This is a genomic window from Neobacillus sp. (assembly GCF_031988165.1).
Lineage (GTDB): Bacteria > Bacillota > Bacilli > Bacillales > Cytobacillaceae > Neobacillus > Neobacillus rhizosphaerae.
Window position 1 is genome coordinate 41,473 of record NZ_DALZYO010000026.1, and the last position, 15,956, is coordinate 57,428.

14 protein-coding genes are annotated in these 15,956 nt (G+C 36.3%); 9 read left to right on the forward strand and 5 right to left on the reverse strand.

From position 1 onward, the window contains the following. The first annotated feature begins 23 nt into the window (after positions 1-23). The 5 genes from sigJ to glpX all read left to right on the forward strand — a co-directional run bounded on the left by sigJ (position 24) and on the right by glpX (position 5,688). On the forward strand, positions 24-881 hold the full coding sequence (gene sigJ / locus RTR43_RS16205; protein WP_312473294.1) for an RNA polymerase sigma factor SigJ: 858 nt from the start codon (positions 24-26) through the stop codon (positions 879-881). A 274-nt stretch (positions 882-1,155) separates the two neighbouring features. Next, positions 1,156-1,485, forward strand: a complete 330-nt coding sequence (locus tag RTR43_RS16210; protein ID WP_312473264.1) for a hypothetical protein — start codon at positions 1,156-1,158, stop codon at positions 1,483-1,485. A 488-nt stretch (positions 1,486-1,973) separates the two neighbouring features. Continuing rightward, positions 1,974-2,639: a fructose-6-phosphate aldolase gene (fsa, locus tag RTR43_RS16215; RefSeq protein WP_312473265.1), complete on the forward strand. Its 666-nt coding sequence runs from the start codon at positions 1,974-1,976 to the stop codon at positions 2,637-2,639. Position 2,640: 1 nt separating this feature from the next. After that, entirely contained in the window at positions 2,641-4,659 is a 2,019-nt protein-coding gene (tkt, locus tag RTR43_RS16220; protein WP_312473266.1) for a transketolase, read from the forward strand. A 69-nt stretch (positions 4,660-4,728) separates the two neighbouring features. Beyond that, the gene (glpX, locus tag RTR43_RS16225; RefSeq protein WP_312473267.1) at positions 4,729-5,688 is read left to right on the forward strand and encodes a class II fructose-bisphosphatase; all 960 of its coding nucleotides are present in this window, start codon (positions 4,729-4,731) and stop codon (positions 5,686-5,688) included. Between the two features lie 397 nt (positions 5,689-6,085). Here the strand turns inward: glpX and RTR43_RS16230 are convergent, their stop codons facing one another. The 3 genes from RTR43_RS16230 to RTR43_RS16240 form a co-directional block, all read right to left on the reverse strand. Then, positions 6,086-6,352: a phosphocarrier protein HPr gene (locus RTR43_RS16230; protein WP_312473268.1), complete on the reverse strand. Its 267-nt coding sequence runs from the start codon at positions 6,350-6,352 to the stop codon at positions 6,086-6,088. A 72-nt stretch (positions 6,353-6,424) separates the two neighbouring features. Next, entirely contained in the window at positions 6,425-7,027 is a 603-nt protein-coding gene (locus tag RTR43_RS16235; RefSeq protein WP_312473269.1) for a YitT family protein, read from the reverse strand. 56 nt (positions 7,028-7,083) lie between these two features. Further along, positions 7,084-7,800, reverse strand: coding sequence for a ribulose-phosphate 3-epimerase (locus RTR43_RS16240; protein WP_312473270.1), 717 nt, complete (start codon positions 7,798-7,800; stop codon positions 7,084-7,086). A gap of 531 nt (positions 7,801-8,331) precedes the next feature. Here RTR43_RS16240 and RTR43_RS16245 point away from each other — a divergent pair. From RTR43_RS16245 to RTR43_RS16255, 3 genes are all read left to right on the forward strand, one after another. After that, positions 8,332-8,808, forward strand: coding sequence for a PTS sugar transporter subunit IIA (locus tag RTR43_RS16245; protein WP_312473271.1), 477 nt, complete (start codon positions 8,332-8,334; stop codon positions 8,806-8,808). A 355-nt stretch (positions 8,809-9,163) separates the two neighbouring features. Next, the gene (locus RTR43_RS16250; RefSeq protein WP_312473272.1) at positions 9,164-10,567 is read left to right on the forward strand and encodes a Sapep family Mn(2+)-dependent dipeptidase; all 1,404 of its coding nucleotides are present in this window, start codon (positions 9,164-9,166) and stop codon (positions 10,565-10,567) included. A 12-nt stretch (positions 10,568-10,579) separates the two neighbouring features. Next, positions 10,580-12,226, forward strand: a complete 1,647-nt coding sequence (locus tag RTR43_RS16255) for a PTS transporter subunit EIIC (protein WP_312473273.1) — start codon at positions 10,580-10,582, stop codon at positions 12,224-12,226. Positions 12,227-12,317: 91 nt separating this feature from the next. Here RTR43_RS16255 and RTR43_RS16260 read toward each other — a convergent pair whose 3' ends face one another. Together RTR43_RS16260 and RTR43_RS16265 are read right to left on the reverse strand one after the other, a co-directional pair. Continuing rightward, the gene (locus tag RTR43_RS16260) at positions 12,318-13,844 is read right to left on the reverse strand and encodes a BglG family transcription antiterminator (protein WP_312473274.1); all 1,527 of its coding nucleotides are present in this window, start codon (positions 13,842-13,844) and stop codon (positions 12,318-12,320) included. A 16-nt stretch (positions 13,845-13,860) separates the two neighbouring features. Next, on the reverse strand, positions 13,861-14,502 hold the full coding sequence (locus RTR43_RS16265) for a transaldolase family protein (RefSeq protein ID WP_312473275.1): 642 nt from the start codon (positions 14,500-14,502) through the stop codon (positions 13,861-13,863). 300 nt (positions 14,503-14,802) lie between these two features. Here RTR43_RS16265 and RTR43_RS16270 point away from each other — a divergent pair, with 300 nt between their 5' ends. Further along, positions 14,803-15,954: an iron-containing alcohol dehydrogenase gene (locus RTR43_RS16270; protein WP_312473276.1), complete on the forward strand. Its 1,152-nt coding sequence runs from the start codon at positions 14,803-14,805 to the stop codon at positions 15,952-15,954. Positions 15,955-15,956: the final 2 nt, after the last annotated feature.

Sequence of the window (15,956 nt, forward strand, 5' to 3'; positions counted from 1 at the left end):
CAGGAGAGAATTAAATGATGGAAATGACAGAACTTTACGAGAAATATAAAAAACTGTTGTTTACGCTTGCCTATCAGTTGACCGGTTCGGCTGCCGATGCAGAAGATGCGGTTCAAGATGTATTTGTGAAGTTTTACCAGTTGAATCTTGATCATCTCAAAGAGCCGAAAGCATATTTGTGCAAAATGATGACCAACCACTGCTACGATCTGCTTAAATCGGCCAGTTGGAGGCGAGAACAGTATTTTGGTCCGTGGCTTCCGGAGCCGGTACCGACTCCGGATGACGATTCGTTTGAATCGGTCGTCCGCAGTGATTTGTTATCGTATGCTATGCTCGTCCTGCTTGAGCGGTTATCTCCAGTAGAGCGAACGATATTTGTCCTTCGCGAAGCGCTTTGTTTTGACTACCCTACCATTTCCGAATTTGTCGACAAAAGTGAGGCGAATTGCCGTAAGCTGATGAGCCGTGCCAGAGGAAAAATGGGGATTTCCGAAGAGGAGTCAATGAGTAGCGAATTGGCGGGAGAGGAATGGGTACAGCGGTTTATGGCGGCCCTCGAACAAAATAACATTCATTCGGTATTGGCTTTGCTTGCTGAAGACGTTGTCCTGATTTCGGACGGCGGTGGTAAAAGGTCCGCTGCAACTCATCCAATCGAAACGCCCGAACGTGTGGCCAGTTTCCTACTTGGGTTGTTCAAGAAGGCATCCAATCTCGGAGAAAACGTTCAAATCGAGCTGACACCTCTAAACGGCCAAACAGGGTTGGTCGTTCGGACGGATGGCGTGATCGAGACCGTATTATTTATACATGTTGTGAACAATGCAATCGGTAACCTTTACTTTGTACGGAACCCAGATAAATTACAACATATTTAGAGGTCAAGGGTTATAGAGTCGTATACCAGAAAAAAAGTTGTATACTCGAGCGTATTTAATAGTTATCAATTTTGAGCTACAAAGCAAAAGTAAGCCTGCTTTTCATATACTAAAGCAGGCTTTTTTAATGGTTCATTCTGTTTTCAAAAGTTTGTCCTGAATTTTTTCTTTCCGATTTTTTCGAAGAATACTTACTGCAGATTATATACAAGATTCTATACATAACTTTTATATATCTGTTGAGTATTTAGGGAATAAACTCACGATTGAACAAATGGAAATCGGTACTCCGACGAAGATCGTCATGACGGAAGAGCTGAACCCGAAGCGGGCCTACGAAATGCTCGATTATCATTTTTATGATAAAGATGGTCATGGCGGAGAGAGGGCTAGTTTCAATGGATATTACATCGATAAAAAGGGGGACAAATATAAACTAAGTGACTATTTGCTTCGTCAAAATGAGCTTGATCATCTACGAATGTTCTCTACTGAGCACCATATCGAGTTTTCAGGGGGGAATAATGTACCAGCGGGGATAGAAATTGAAGGCTATAAAGTCACCTCATTTTACGATAAAGTGGTTGGAATTTCATTGGATTAATAGACTAACAGGAAGAATCTAAATTGGGTTCTTCCTGTTTATTTTCTTTTTTAAAATGATGACAGAAGCATGCCTGTTAACGCTGTATGACCAAATTTCTGAACGAATCTCCCTGTTTCCCTAACCGCGCGAATGGGCGGCCCATTCAGTTTATGATGAACCAAATCAAAAAGATCCGTGCCAAGCAAGGTGATACAAGAGGGATTACTTTACTCTATTATTTAATGTGAAAAAGAAGTATTGATAACTTACAAGAAGTAACTGTGGTAAAACCTAGATGTATAATTCTTGCCACTATTTAAAGGTAATTTTAAGAGTAGCTCACTCTATTGAAGTCAATAATAAAGAAATGTAAGATGAAATTATAGAGAGGCTAAATTCAGTCCCACAAAAGGATTTTCACCTTGTTTACTACAATCAAACAGTAGTTTTTTTATTTCAATGGTATTCATATTTTCTTTCTTACTAAAAGAAATGGAGTGGTCAAAATGAAATTTTTCTTAGATACAGCAAATGTGGAAGAAATAAAAAGAATTAGTGCATTGGGACTTGTTGACGGCGTGACAACTAACCCATCAATTATTGCTAAAGAGGGTCGCCCGTTCGAAGAAGTAATTAAAGAGATTTGTAGTATTGTAGATGGACCTGTTAGTGCAGAGGTCATTGGTCTTCAGGCTGAGGAAATGATTAAAGAAGCACGGGTAATCGCACAATGGGCACCAAATGTCGTTGTGAAACTTCCAATGACTGAAGAAGGATTGAAAGCAGTCAATGTTCTATCAAAAGAAAATATCAAAACAAATGTAACGTTGATTTTTTCTGTTGCACAAGGCCTGATGGCGGCAAAAGCAGGAGCTACTTTCATCAGCCCATTCCTTGGAAGACTCGATGATATTGGTGTAGATGGATTAGGTCTTATCAAACGATTAAAAGTTGTTCTTGAAAATTATGGATTAAAATCAGAGATTATTTCCGCAAGTATTCGTCATATTGGTCATATGGAAGCAGCAGCAGAGGCTGGTTCCCATATTGCCACGATTCCAGGATCACTTTTCCCTAAACTATGGGGACATCCATTAACAGATAAGGGAATTGAAGGTTTCTTGAAAGATTGGGATTCCTATAATAAATCACTCATGGAGACAGGTGAATAATATGCAACTGTTAGATAATCAAATTGTCCAATCTCTCCGCGTACTTTCTATTGATATGATTGAAAAATCTAAGTCAGGTCACCCTGGTTTACCAATGGGAGCAGCACCAGCTGTAACGGCCTTATGGAGAAATCATTTTAAATTCAACCCAAATCATCCTAACTGGTTTGACCGTGATCGATTTATCCTTTCTGCTGGCCATGGATCTGCCCTTCTTTACAGCTTACTCCATGTGTTTGGCTATGATTTGCCAATGTCTGAATTACAGCAATTTAGACAAATGGGAAGCTTAACTCCTGGTCATCCTGAATATAAACATACAGTCGGTGTTGACGGAACAACGGGACCTCTTGGGCAAGGCATTGCCATGGGAGTCGGGATGGCGATGACGGAAGCCCATCTAGCAGCCATGTATAATCGCCCTAATCATTCCATCGTCGATCACTATACCTACCTATTATGTGGTGATGGTTGTTTAATGGAGGGAATTTCCTACGAGGCGGCTTCTCTTGCCGGCCACTTACAACTCGGAAAACTTATTTTATTATATGACTCCAATAATATTTCACTAGATGGAGACTTAGATAAATCGTTTACAGATGATATTGATTCTAGATTTCGCTCATGCGGCTGGCAAACACTCGTAGTGGAAGACGGTAATGACTTACAGGCAATCAATCATGCTATTAAGTTAGCTAAGACTGAGAAAAATAAACCAACCATCATTGAAGTAAAAACTGTTATTGGTTATGGCAGCCCAAATAAAGGTGGGAAATCAGCTGCACATGGTTCCCCACTTGGAACTGAAGAAGCTGAATTAACAAAGAAACATTATAACTGGGAGTTACCTGCTTTTACGTTGCCGGAAGAAGTCGAAGCATTAAAAGAATATTATCAAAAAAAGGGCACTCAATTAGAAGAAGAATGGCTTCAAAAGTTGAATAGCTATTTTCAGAAATATCCAGAACTGGCAACAGAAGTTCAAGCCATGATAGATGGTCGCCTACCGGAAAACTGGGATGAAGCATTAAAGCTTTACTTAGAAGACAGTAAAGACATTGCTACTAGAGATGCTTCAGGAGTAGCACTCAATCAAATCTCTGAGAAATTACCTACCATTATGGGGGGATCAGCAGATTTATCTTCTTCGAATAAAACGATGCTAAATAACTTTGGTGATTTTGAACCTTCAAATTATGAAGGCAAAAATATTTGGTTCGGTGTTCGAGAATTTGCCATGGGAGGCATTTTGAATGGCATGGCACTACATGACGGGATTCAACCTTTTGGTGGGACATTCTTTGTATTCTCCGATTATTTACGGTCAGCAGTACGTTCGTCGGCATTAATGGGGATTCCAGTTACCTATGTTATGACACACGATTCGATTGCTGTTGGTGAAGACGGACCAACACATGAGCCAATTGAACAGCTCGCCTCCTTCCGCGCAATGCCTGGACTTACCGTAATTCGGCCGGCAGATGCGAACGAAACGGTGGAAGCCTATCGCTATGCATTTGCGCAAAAGGAAAATCCAGTCATGCTTGTCCTTAGTCGTCAAAACTTGCCGATTCTACCAGGTAGCTACCATAAAGCTAAAGAGGGAATTGAAAAAGGTGCCTATGTCCTTATAGAATCTAAAGAAAAACAAGCAGCTATCATTTTAATGGGTACAGGTTCAGAAGTATCACTGCTCTTAAACGCTCATAAAGTACTTGCTGAACAAGGTATCGATTCCTCTGTTGTCAGCATACCAAGCTGGGAGTTATTCGAAAAACAAAATGAAGAGTATAAAGAATCGGTATTACCAACAAATAATCAACGAAGATTGGCTTGTGAAATGGGATCAACCTTTGGTTGGCAAAAATATGTTGGCCGTGAAGGTGCAATCATTGGCATTGATAGCTTTGGCGCCTCTGCACCTGGGGATCAGTTAATGGAGCACTATGGATTTACAGTTGAAAATGTAGTCAATCAGGCAAAAGCCATCATCTCTGACTCTATCGTGAAAGCTAATTAGTTCATTTAAAGACTGTATAACTATTATTAATGGTTTTACAGTCTTTGCATTATTTGAGGGGGAAATTACATGCAAATGAAAAACAGAATCATGGACACTCTGGTTATGGATTTCCTGGCCGTTTCTCAACAAGCAGCTGTTGCCTCATATCCCTGGATAGGTAGAGGGAATAAAATGGAAGCAGATGAGGCCGGTACGGGAGCGATGCGCAAACGGATGAACCTTATCGATATGTGTGGCGTAGTTGTCATTGGTGAAGGAGAAATGGATGAAGCTCCAATGCTATACATTAATGAGAAACTTGGCACTGGAAAGGGCCCATTAGTTGATATTGCAGTTGACCCTGTTGAGGGAACGACCTTAATGGCAAAAGGTCAGGAAAACTCGCTATCTGTTCTGGCTGTCGCTACAAGCGGAAGTTTATTACATGCTCCAGATATGTACATGAAAAAAATCGCCGTTGGACCAAAAGCTAAAGGCTGTATCAATATTGACTTACCACTAACGGAAAATATTAAATCTGTGGCTAATGCACTTGAAAAAGATATTAAGGAATTAACTATTATGATTCAGGATCGACCTCGTCATGAGGAATTAATTAATGAGGTTATTAAATCTGGAGCTAAAGTGAGACTTTTTTCTGATGTTGATATCACTGGTGCAATAGCAACTGCGATTGATGACTTAAACGTTGATATGCTAGTAGGGACAGGCGGCGCTCCAGAAGGTGTCATTGCAGCGACTGCATTAAAGTGTTTAGGTGGGGACTTTCAAGCTAGACTTCTTCCTCAAAATGAAGAGGAAATGAAACGTTGTATCTCGATGGGTATCACACATCCTGAAAAGGCTTTGAAAATCGATGAAATTGTGAAAACAGATGATTGTTTCTTTGTCGCAACTGGGATCACAGATGGAATGTTATTGAGGGGTGTGCAAAAAAATGCAACTGGTGCAATGCTAACTCACTCTTTAGTTATCGTTGGAGGAGAAATAAAGAATTCACAATTTATTGACGCCAACTTTTTTTAAAAGGTATAGATTCCAAGTATACCTGCTAAATTCTTAAAGACGGGGTAACGAACCATGCCCATATAATCTCCCTTACTGTTTCGCGGAAACCATAAGGGAGATTTTGTTTCGATTATGGTAGGAAACATGTTAAAGCTTCCATATGATTTATGTCTTCTCTCAATAACCGTTACCTTAAAAAGAGAAATACTATCATTAATACACAACAGAAACAGCCTAAATCAAAAATTTAGGCTGTTTCTGTTTCGATTTTCTAGAAGTAAGTCATCCTACTCTAATAGAGATATTCAATGAGTCCTAACTGTTTTCTTTTTAAATGAGAGATTTGGCTCAACTAAACGGTAAGCTTTAGCAATGGCAATGCCACTAGAAGCAGCAATACCTTAAAAAAAACTCATTATTCTGCTAACCCTTCCTTATTTAAAGTATCTTGCAAAGAGGTTAATGCCTCTTGCTCATCTTTACCCTCTGCACTGATTTTAATTTCAGCACCTTGTCCAATTCCTAGTGACATAACACCAATAATTGATTTTAAGTTAGCTTTTTTCTCTTTGTATTCGATATTAATACCAGAATCAAACTTACTTGCAGCATGTACTAACAAAGTTACTGGGCGAGCGTGTAGACCTCCCACAGCTATTACCTTGAATTGTTTTTCAACCATTACTATCAAACTCCTTCATAAGTTACAAATTGGTATTTTAATAAACATCGTGTCAATCCTAAATTTCCGCACCTATACAAGAGCACTAGATGAGAATTTTCCAACAATAAATTTAATGGAATAGATTATTACTAATAGTGATAGAAAAGAATAGATTGATATGCTATAGTTTTTACTAATCACGCCTGAACTAATAACAACGAGACCGTCTAGAACTAATAGAATCTTTGGTATTTTTAAAGATTTAAACACTTTATTGATGAGCAAGGCGGCAAGATCTGTTCCTCCAGTCGCGCATTGTCTAACGATGGCAATACCAATAGCTGTTCCAACCAATAATCCACCAACAATCCCTGCTACTAATAAATTATCCGTTACGTGGGTATCCGGTATTAATTTTAGAAAAACAGGTCCGATTAATGTTATATATAACGTTTTCACTCCGAAACTCTTACCGAGAAAAATGACTCCCAATATCAATAATGGAATGGAAATCAGCGGGGACATGTATTCAACGGGAATTCCTGTAAAAGAGCTGAAGATAATAGACATGCCAGTTATACCGCCGGGTGCCATTGTATGCTCCTTAAAAAACAGATTAACAGCTAATGCTATTAATAAAGCAGATATTGTAATAAGTAAATAATCTTTAATCAATACTTCCTTTTTCATCATGTACTCCTTAGCTTTTAAAAAAAACCTCTCATTTTCATAATGAGAGATTTTTTTATTTATTCTAACCCGAATTTTTCTGATGCTGCATCAATAGCTGCTCTACATTTCTTAACTCCTGCTGTAATTCCTTCTTTATCTTTAAAAATAGCTGAAGAAAGAATGACAATATCAGGGTTACACTCAATTAGAGGGTCCATATTATCGAAGCGTAATCCTCCGTCGATAGCTAATTCACACTTTGGATTCTTTTCGTCAATCATCTTTCTTGCCCTTCTAATCATATCTAGGGAGCTCTTTCTCCAACCCCAATTGTCTTTTCCATCGGTTTCATCGACACCATGAACGACAATTTGCAAGCGATCAATATCATAAATTGCTTCATCCACAAAGCATAAAGGCGTGTAACATCCAACTGTTAAACCAACCTTCATACCAAACTCTCTACAGTAATTGATAATGTATGCCAATGGAGCCCCCAAGAAGTTTTCTGCAGGAATGATTAGCATATTACAACCTGCTGCTGCAATTTTTTCAATAAACAAGCGGTCCATATCTTTAGTATATATATGGCATTCGATGTGTTTATCGGTTATCGGTCTGATAGCTTCGATAATTTGGTGACCACCCATTAATTGCATGTTCTTCAAGTCGTGCATGTCTGCAGCATCACTATGAATATAGTCTACCCCTGCATTGGAAGCTTCCTCTACAACTGCTGCAATGTGACCATAATTTACATGTGCTAACCCTGCTGCTATTTTAATATGTTTCATAAGTCAATCCCTCTTTCGCTTCACCATATTGGTTACATCTATTTCATTTGTTGAACTGAATAATTCACCTAGCAAACTTCCTTTAGAATATTGTTTGATTGTAGTCAACTAGGTAAAAATCCTTTGTGAGATGAATTTTGCTTCTCTATGATTTCATCTTACATTTCTTTATTATTTACCGTCAATAGAGTGAGCTACTCTTAAAATTACCTTTAAATAGTGGTAAGAATTATACATCTAGGTTTTACCACAGTTGCCTCTTGTAAGTAATGAATAGTATATTTCCTTTAATTGCAAGGACTTTTCGAGGAAGGTGGCACCAGTCGACCTACACGATGGTCTCTTCCAAAATGTAGGGGGTTCCTTATTATAGTGGTATAGGTTTTTCTCACTTAATTTTATAATTGTTCAAAAAGCAATTGTTTGTTTTTTTCTGTTTCTTTGTGGAAATGATTATACACTATCGCTTTATTGTATTAATAAAATGTTGTGAATATAATTTAGTTAGTTTAACTGAAGGGAAGATAAAAAATGTTAAAATTTTTTAACAAGGAATTTCAATTGGTATCACCTGTTGATGGAGAAACATTTGATTTGTCACTTATGCCAGATCCAGTATTTGCTCAAAAGATGGCAGGGGATGGGGTGGCTATAAATACATCGGGAGATATATTTGTGGCTCCTGCTGATGGAGAAATTACCCTTATTCTCGAAACAAATCATGCATATGGAATGAGAATGGACAGCGGAATGGAAGTATTAGTCCATATTGGTGTTGACACGGTAGAATTAGGCGGGGAAGGATTTACTCGACTTATAGAACCAGGTCAAAATGTTAAAGCAGGCACGCCTATCATAAAAATTGATCGAGAGTTTCTTTTGGAGAAAAACTATTGTTTACACACGCCATTATTAATAACGAATATCGACAAAACTAAATCGATTACTCCTCATTTAAATCAATCTGTCAAATCTGGCGAAGGAATCGCTATCTCATATAAAGTTTAAATACCTTATGGAGGATGTTCAAAAACAACTAAGGACGTTTCCAAATGTTCAGCACTAAAATAACCCAAATCAGACCAAGATATTCTAGATTTAAAATAAGAAGACTATTAAAACTTAGATTTTAATAGTCTTCTTATTTGTTTAGACAGCTTTTCTTTCTGTGACTGTTTACTCTCACACACAGAGAAAGCTTTTAACATTTCTTCAAATGAAAATCACAACTAATTGCCATAATATTAAGGTAATTATTATCAATATTGGAACCCTTGTCACTACATACCATGGCGCATATAATTTATTTGTGAACTGAATTAGAATATCAACTTCTCTATAAATCTCATTTACAATGGAGGTAATGACTATATTAGACAGATCATATATACAAGAGCAAATAAAAAACGAGAAAGATAATCTCATAAGAGACATTGCCTCTCTTGTGGAAATACCTTCCATAAGACATGTAGAGAATAAATATGAAAATGCACCATTTGGTAAAGATATACGAGATGCATTTGATATGTTCATAAAGATTGCAACAAGAGAAGGGCTACTATGTGAAGATTTCGAAGGCTTTGCACTACATGCTGAATACGGTAAAGGTGATGAAATTATCGGAATATTAGGACATCTAGATATAGTACCGATATTCGAAGACGATCAATGGAATACAGATCCCTTTAAGCTCGTTGAAATAGATGGGCATTTATATGGTAGGGGCGTTAATGATGATAAAGCTCCTTTGATTGCTGCACTATATGCCTTGAAAATTTTAAAAGAGGCTAATGTCGAATTTAAGAGAAGGGTAAGGTTGATTATAGGTGGTGCTGAAGAAACAACTTGGGAATGTATGGAACACTATTTTTCCAATAATCCTCAGCCAATTTACAGTTTTTCACCGGATGGAGACTTTCCAATTGTTAATGGAGAAAAAGGAATCATAAATTATACTTATACGTACAGTGCGATTACAGATGTTGATAGTATGCATAATCTTATTGAAATTGAGACTAAAGATGAAGATGGCTTTGTATGTGATTATGCAAAAGTTACCTTTAAATCCTCTAATATTGATAAATTAAAAGAGTTACTAAAAGAGGCAGAATCAATTGTTATTGATGAAGAGAAAGTCATTGTTATTTACACTGGTTTGAGAGCGCTTTCTAGAAACCCTCATAGAGGGATAAATGCACTTTTTAAACTAGGTAAAGACTTAAACCATTTAATAGAATTAAATGCAAAAGGTCAATATTTAAGACGGCTTTTAAATCAATATTTTTTGGATGATGTAAAAGGGGAAAAGGTAAACCTTTATGATGAAGATGAAGTAATGGGTTTTACCACCCTTTGTTTAAAAAATGTGAACTTTAGAAACGAAGAAATTGTTATTCATTTCGATTTTAGATATCCAAAGTCATCAAATAAAAATCACATTAAACATACTTTTGAAAAAATAGCCGAGGACAATCAAATACAACTAACCATTACGAAGGAACTAGATGTTCATTATGTAAGCCCAGAAAGCGTACTGATCAAAAACTTACAAATGGCTTATAAAAATGTAACTGGTGAAGATGCAGAACTATTTTCTAAAGGCGGTGCCTCATATGCGAGAACATTAAAAGAAGGTGTAGTCTTTGGACCCACGTTCATTGGTGACACGCCAAATACACATAAAGCAAATGAAAATATTAAACTGCAAACCTTATTTAAAGCAATTGAAATTTATTGTGAGGCTATATATTTATTGGCCTGTAAATAGAATGGGGGAATAATGTTGAAGAATAAGATACAGGTTATTTCAGGCGCTATGATGATACCTATTATTTTATTAGTTGTTGCGGGGGTATTTATTGGAATAGGTTCAGCATTTGTTAATATGGAAAATGTTGCGGCCCTCGGTTTAGCTGGAATTATTAAGGAAGGTGGATTTCTACATTCATTCTTTAGGGTCATAAATGACTTAGGATTTATGGTTATGAGATTCCTCCCAATATTCTTTGCGGTAGGGATAGCTTTTGGTCTATCCAAGAAAGAAAAAGGTTGGGGAGCTTTTGGCGGTTTAGTCATGTATATTGCTTTGAATACTGTTATCAGCACTATACTGAATATCAATGGATTGACTGCAGAATCTACAACAGCAGAAGCTTTCATGAAAGCAGGATTCTCTGATCAGGATGCATTAAATAAAAGTTCACTATATACAACATTTTTAGGGATTTTTACATATAACTTTAGTATTTTTGGTTCAATCATTTCAGGTGCTGTAGCAAGTACCGTTCATAATAAATTTTGCAACCAAGAGTTGCCAAATGCACTCTCATTCTTTTCAGGTCCACGTTTTTCGATGATGATGATGTTTGTCTTTTCAATTCCACTAGGGTTACTTATGTATTTTATATGGCCATACATTGGAAATGGTCTTGCCGCAGTTGGCGGTTTCATTGGAAGCAGTGGTCTAATTGGAACATTTACTTTCGGAGCACTGGACAAGGCTTTATTACCAATTGGAATCCATCACTTAATTGCATTCCCGATCGAATATACAAGCATAGGGGGCGTTAAGGAAATAGGTGGTAAGATATTTGAAGGTGTAAATAATATAAAATTAGCACAAATGGGAGATCCGAATACAACTGAATATATCACACGTAATTTCTCAACAGGTCGTATTCTTAATCACTTTGGAGCGTTACCTGGCATTGGATTGGCCATTTATGTTTGCGCTAAGCCTGAGAATAGGAAAAGAGTATTGTCAATCTTAATTCCAGCCATACTTACAGCAATGTTGGTTGGTGTTACAGAGCCAATCGAGTATACATTTTTATTCGTAGCACCGTTATTATATTTCTTTGTATATGTTCCAATGAATGGTCTTGCATATGTATTAACGGAAGCATTCCATGTATCGATTATGGGAGAATCATTTAGAAACATGTTTCCAAACTTTTTACAACCAGATAAAGTGAGTGCATTACCTTTACTATTCCTTATCCCTTTATACTTTGCACTATTTTTCTTTGTCTTTAGGTTCTTGATTAAAAAATTCAACATTATGACACCAGGACGTGGGGATGATGAAGAGGTAAAGTTCTTCTCTAAAAAAGATTACAAGGAGAAAAAAGGTGAGGTTGCAAAAAGTGAAGTTGCAGCTGCAGTTGCACAAACGGATCAAGAGGCTCAAATCACTGGTATAATAGCGGGGTTAGGCGGTGCTGAAAATATTGAAAACGTTACAAACTGTGCGACCCGACTTCGAGTAGAATTAAAGGATAGCGAAAAAACCGTTAGTGATAATGTTTGGTTAAACGAACTTGGAGCAATTGGTGTTGTTAGAAAAACTAAATCTATACAAGTAATATATGGTGCACATGTCATTATCTTGGCAAGCAAAGTAAAAGATCAGTTAGGGTTGGATTAATAAAAAGAAGAAGTGATATAAATTGTATCGTAGAAGCAGTGGATTTCCATTATTGACCATGTGCTTCTACGATTTTCTACTAGATTTCCCTTTAATTAGACAAACTATTTTTATCTGAATAGATTTTTTTGATAATTGAATTTAACAGTCGTATATCAAGTTCTTTTAAAAGAGGACTGATGGTAAGGATCCTAGTCGAATTAGTAATTGTCAATGGAATAGTTGTGATGATCAAATCAATACCTCGAAGATCATAATCGAATATAGAAGTAGATGTTTTTAATGCTACAATTTCTAGTTGATTGAATTCCATTTTCAGTTTATTGACTAAGAGTTGAGAAGTACCAATACTGCTATGACAAACGATAATTGTTTTTAAAGGTTTCTTGGCTCTGTCAATGGCTGTTACTAAATGAAGAGTCAAATAACCAATTTCTGATTCATCAACGTTACAATTCAAGGATTCTTTTATTATATAGGTAGACTGTTTGGCTACGTCGTATGTGTATGGATAGACATTTTGTATATCCTCTAGAATGGGATTGTTTAGTGTTAACCCATGCTTAAGTCTGACAATGGCTGGAGCTAGATGCATGGTAAGAGAAGAAAGAAGTTCCTTATCTTTACATAACGGTATCGACAATGCCTTTTCCCAGCAGAGAATAACCTGTTTTGCAATTTTATACGATTCGTTCTGTTGTGATTCTTCTTGATCTTTGCTCGTATCAGTCTTAGAACCTTTAATATGCACAAGTAAATAAGCAATTTCATGTTGGTTAAATGTGATATTAAATTCTTCACCAACTGCATTAAATATAGTTTCGACTTCAAAGAATTCTGGATCGTTTTTTAGTTCCTCTAAAAATTCTTCGGAAAGAATGATATTCTTATTTTCAGAAATCCTTTTAATACATATGGCTATCAGTATTAAAAGTGAAAAAAGTGATTCGTCAGAAAACCTAAATCCACCTAATGAGTTCTTAGTAAAAACTAATCTTTTAAGCGTAGGTAAATCAATATCTAAAATACTCCTTAAAGAAACTGAGAAAGTATCTTCCTCAGTTTCTTTATGTGATTGAAAATAGCCAACCAGTTCTAAATGACTCTTCTGCAACCTAATCAGTGATGTAATGGCTTTTCGCAAGTTCTTTTCTTTCCCGATGATTTCTAAACCATGGTTTGTTTTACGAATTAGTTCAATTTTGTACTCCTTCAGCCATTGATGTATTTCTAGTAAATCTTTATGAATAGTTGCCCGACTCACATATAGTTGGCTAGAAAGTTCATGAATTCTTATCTTATTTTCACCCGTGAGTAATTTCTCGAGGATAATGCACTTCCGGTCTAGTGGAGAATAGGATTCCACCACATGTGTTTTTTCCTTTATCTCCTGCAAAACTCTTAGTTTTTTATTTTCTTCACCTAGTATGGCTACTCCTACACCAGTTTTCTTATCCAAAACTAGTTGAAATTCTTTTATCCAATCTTCAAGCAAGAACAAATCATTTCTTATTGTTTTATTCGAAACTGCTAATGATTTTGAGATGGTATCGACAGTTATATAATCGTTTGATCGCAGCAAGAGTTCTGTAATTGTAGCCAAGCGTTTACTTACCATGCTTTCACCCCAAATTCTATTTTAGAAGTTGCAGCCAATGTTGTTCAAAAGTTTCGGCGCCATCGATTGTTAATTGATGAGACATGGCTTTTTCAAAAATACTATAAGAAACTGCTGCATAGTCTGCACCAGCTATTGCAGCTTGTTCTAAATGATGAACGTTTTTGATAGATGCAGCTACAACTTTTGTATGGTAGTTCTTGTTTTTTATAATGCTGCAAATGTCCGTAATGGTCTGAATGCCATTCACGCCAATTTCATCATTTCTACCGATGAAAGGAAAAATATAATCAGTTCCTGCATCTATGGCTATCGTTGCTTGATTTGTATTAAATATGAGCGTAGTGGCTATCTTGATGCCTCTTTTGCTCAAGATGTTAATCAATTTAAGTCCTAACGGTGAAAAATTAACCTTGATAACAATAGTAGGATTAATAGCTAATATTTTATCTGCGGAATCAAGCATTTCTTTCAAGGTTGGCTCAATGACTTCTGCAGTCAGGATTTTTGGCGACAATGCATTTACTTCTTTCAAGAAATCATAGAATTTAACACCTTCTTTAAGATACATGGATGGGTTTGCTGTAACACCGCTTACACCTAATGCTAAAGCTTCTTGTATTTCTTGTATGTTAGCCGTATCAATAAAGTATTGCATAGGTATGATCATTCCTTAAATTAATATTTTATCCTCTATTTAAAACTTTACCCTTGATTATACACTATATTGAAGGTTACCAATAAAGGAAAATATGTATAATATTTGCCTTAATGATATGGAAAAAAGATTACTTCTATTCATTCGTAGATAGACGATAATTGTTTATAAAATACCATAAGTTTAAGCTAATTTTTGTTATGGATCTTCTATTGAATAGTCAAGAGTACAAAACCTATAATGATTTTATAATAATGTTTTAGGCGTTCTCGAATAGTTGAAAAATTAGGAGGAAAATCCATGTTTAATTACTATCAACCATCTAAGATACATTTCGGAAAAGGTAGATTAAAGGAGCTATCCAATATAGCAAGTAAATATGGGAAAAAGTGTTTGCTTGTTACTACGGAAAATGTCGCTCCTTTAGATAAATTGTATGATAGAGTAAAAGAAATTCTTGGTAATGTAGCGATCGAAGTCATTCATTTTGATAAAGTCTTACCAAATCCAACAATAGAAATGGTCACAGAAGGCTTTGAACTAGCGAAAAGTGAGAAAGTGGACTTCGTCTTAAGTGTTGGTGGGGGTTCGAGTATTGATACTGCGAAAATAATAGCATTAACAAATGGATTGGATAAAATAGATTGGGATTATTTATTCTCAACCTATACAAATCCTTTTGAGGATTATGATAAATTAACGGATAAAAACTTGCCTTTAATAGCTGTATCAACGACTTCTGGAACGGGAAGCCAAGTTACACAAGCAGCTGTTATTACGAGAGGAACGGAAAAGAACACAATTTTCCACAATGATAACTTTTCAAATGAGTGTATAGTGGATCCCGAGTTGATGATAACTCTACCACCAAGAATTACAGCTTCTACAGGTTTTGATGCATTCACCCATGCTTTTGAGAGCTTCATTAATCCAAAAGCGTCAATTATGACGGAAATCCAAGCATTGAAAGCCATCGAGTTGGTAGTGAAATATTTACCGAAAGCCATGGAAGATGGAGCAAATATTAATTATAGAGAACAATTAGCAGTTGCCGATACCTTTGGAGGCATTAGTTTAGCAAACGCAGGTGCTGCTGCACCACATCCATTGTCAGAGATTATTGGCGGAGTTACACATATACCACATGGAGAAGCATTGGCAGTTGTATATCCAGGTTTTATAAAATTTTTCAATGATGACTATATAGAAAAGTTTGCCATAGTGGCTAGAACTTTCAATGTTGAATTAGAAAGTGTAAGCGAAAAGGAAGCAGCCACTGCTTTATACGATGAAATAACTAAGTTCTTATCCATGGTTGGATTGTCTAAGAAACTGAAGGATTTCAACATCTCAGATGATCAGTTTGAGCAAATCATTAACAATCCTATATTAGGAGTTTTACCATTTGGTTCAAAAGAAAAGCTTCAAGAAATTATGAGAGCATCCTATTAACT

What these genes read in the sequence shown, in the direction of transcription:
- sigJ (WP_312473294.1), top strand. Translation starts at nt 24, where the DNA reads ATGACAGAACTTTACGAGAAATATAAAAAACTGTTGTTTACGCTTGCC.
- RTR43_RS16210 (WP_312473264.1), top strand. Translation starts at nt 1,156, where the DNA reads ATGGAAATCGGTACTCCGACGAAGATCGTCATGACGGAAGAGCTGAAC.
- fsa (WP_312473265.1), top strand. Translation starts at nt 1,974, where the DNA reads ATGAAATTTTTCTTAGATACAGCAAATGTGGAAGAAATAAAAAGAATT.
- tkt (WP_312473266.1), top strand. Translation starts at nt 2,641, where the DNA reads ATGCAACTGTTAGATAATCAAATTGTCCAATCTCTCCGCGTACTTTCT.
- glpX (WP_312473267.1), top strand. Translation starts at nt 4,729, where the DNA reads ATGCAAATGAAAAACAGAATCATGGACACTCTGGTTATGGATTTCCTG.
- RTR43_RS16230 (WP_312473268.1), bottom strand. Translation starts at nt 6,352, where the DNA reads ATGGTTGAAAAACAATTCAAGGTAATAGCTGTGGGAGGTCTACACGCT.
- RTR43_RS16235 (WP_312473269.1), bottom strand. Translation starts at nt 7,027, where the DNA reads ATGATGAAAAAGGAAGTATTGATTAAAGATTATTTACTTATTACAATA.
- RTR43_RS16240 (WP_312473270.1), bottom strand. Translation starts at nt 7,800, where the DNA reads ATGAAACATATTAAAATAGCAGCAGGGTTAGCACATGTAAATTATGGT.
- RTR43_RS16245 (WP_312473271.1), top strand. Translation starts at nt 8,332, where the DNA reads ATGTTAAAATTTTTTAACAAGGAATTTCAATTGGTATCACCTGTTGAT.
- RTR43_RS16250 (WP_312473272.1), top strand. Translation starts at nt 9,164, where the DNA reads ATGACTATATTAGACAGATCATATATACAAGAGCAAATAAAAAACGAG.
- RTR43_RS16255 (WP_312473273.1), top strand. Translation starts at nt 10,580, where the DNA reads ATGTTGAAGAATAAGATACAGGTTATTTCAGGCGCTATGATGATACCT.
- RTR43_RS16260 (WP_312473274.1), bottom strand. Translation starts at nt 13,844, where the DNA reads ATGGTAAGTAAACGCTTGGCTACAATTACAGAACTCTTGCTGCGATCA.
- RTR43_RS16265 (WP_312473275.1), bottom strand. Translation starts at nt 14,502, where the DNA reads ATGCAATACTTTATTGATACGGCTAACATACAAGAAATACAAGAAGCT.
- RTR43_RS16270 (WP_312473276.1), top strand. Translation starts at nt 14,803, where the DNA reads ATGTTTAATTACTATCAACCATCTAAGATACATTTCGGAAAAGGTAGA.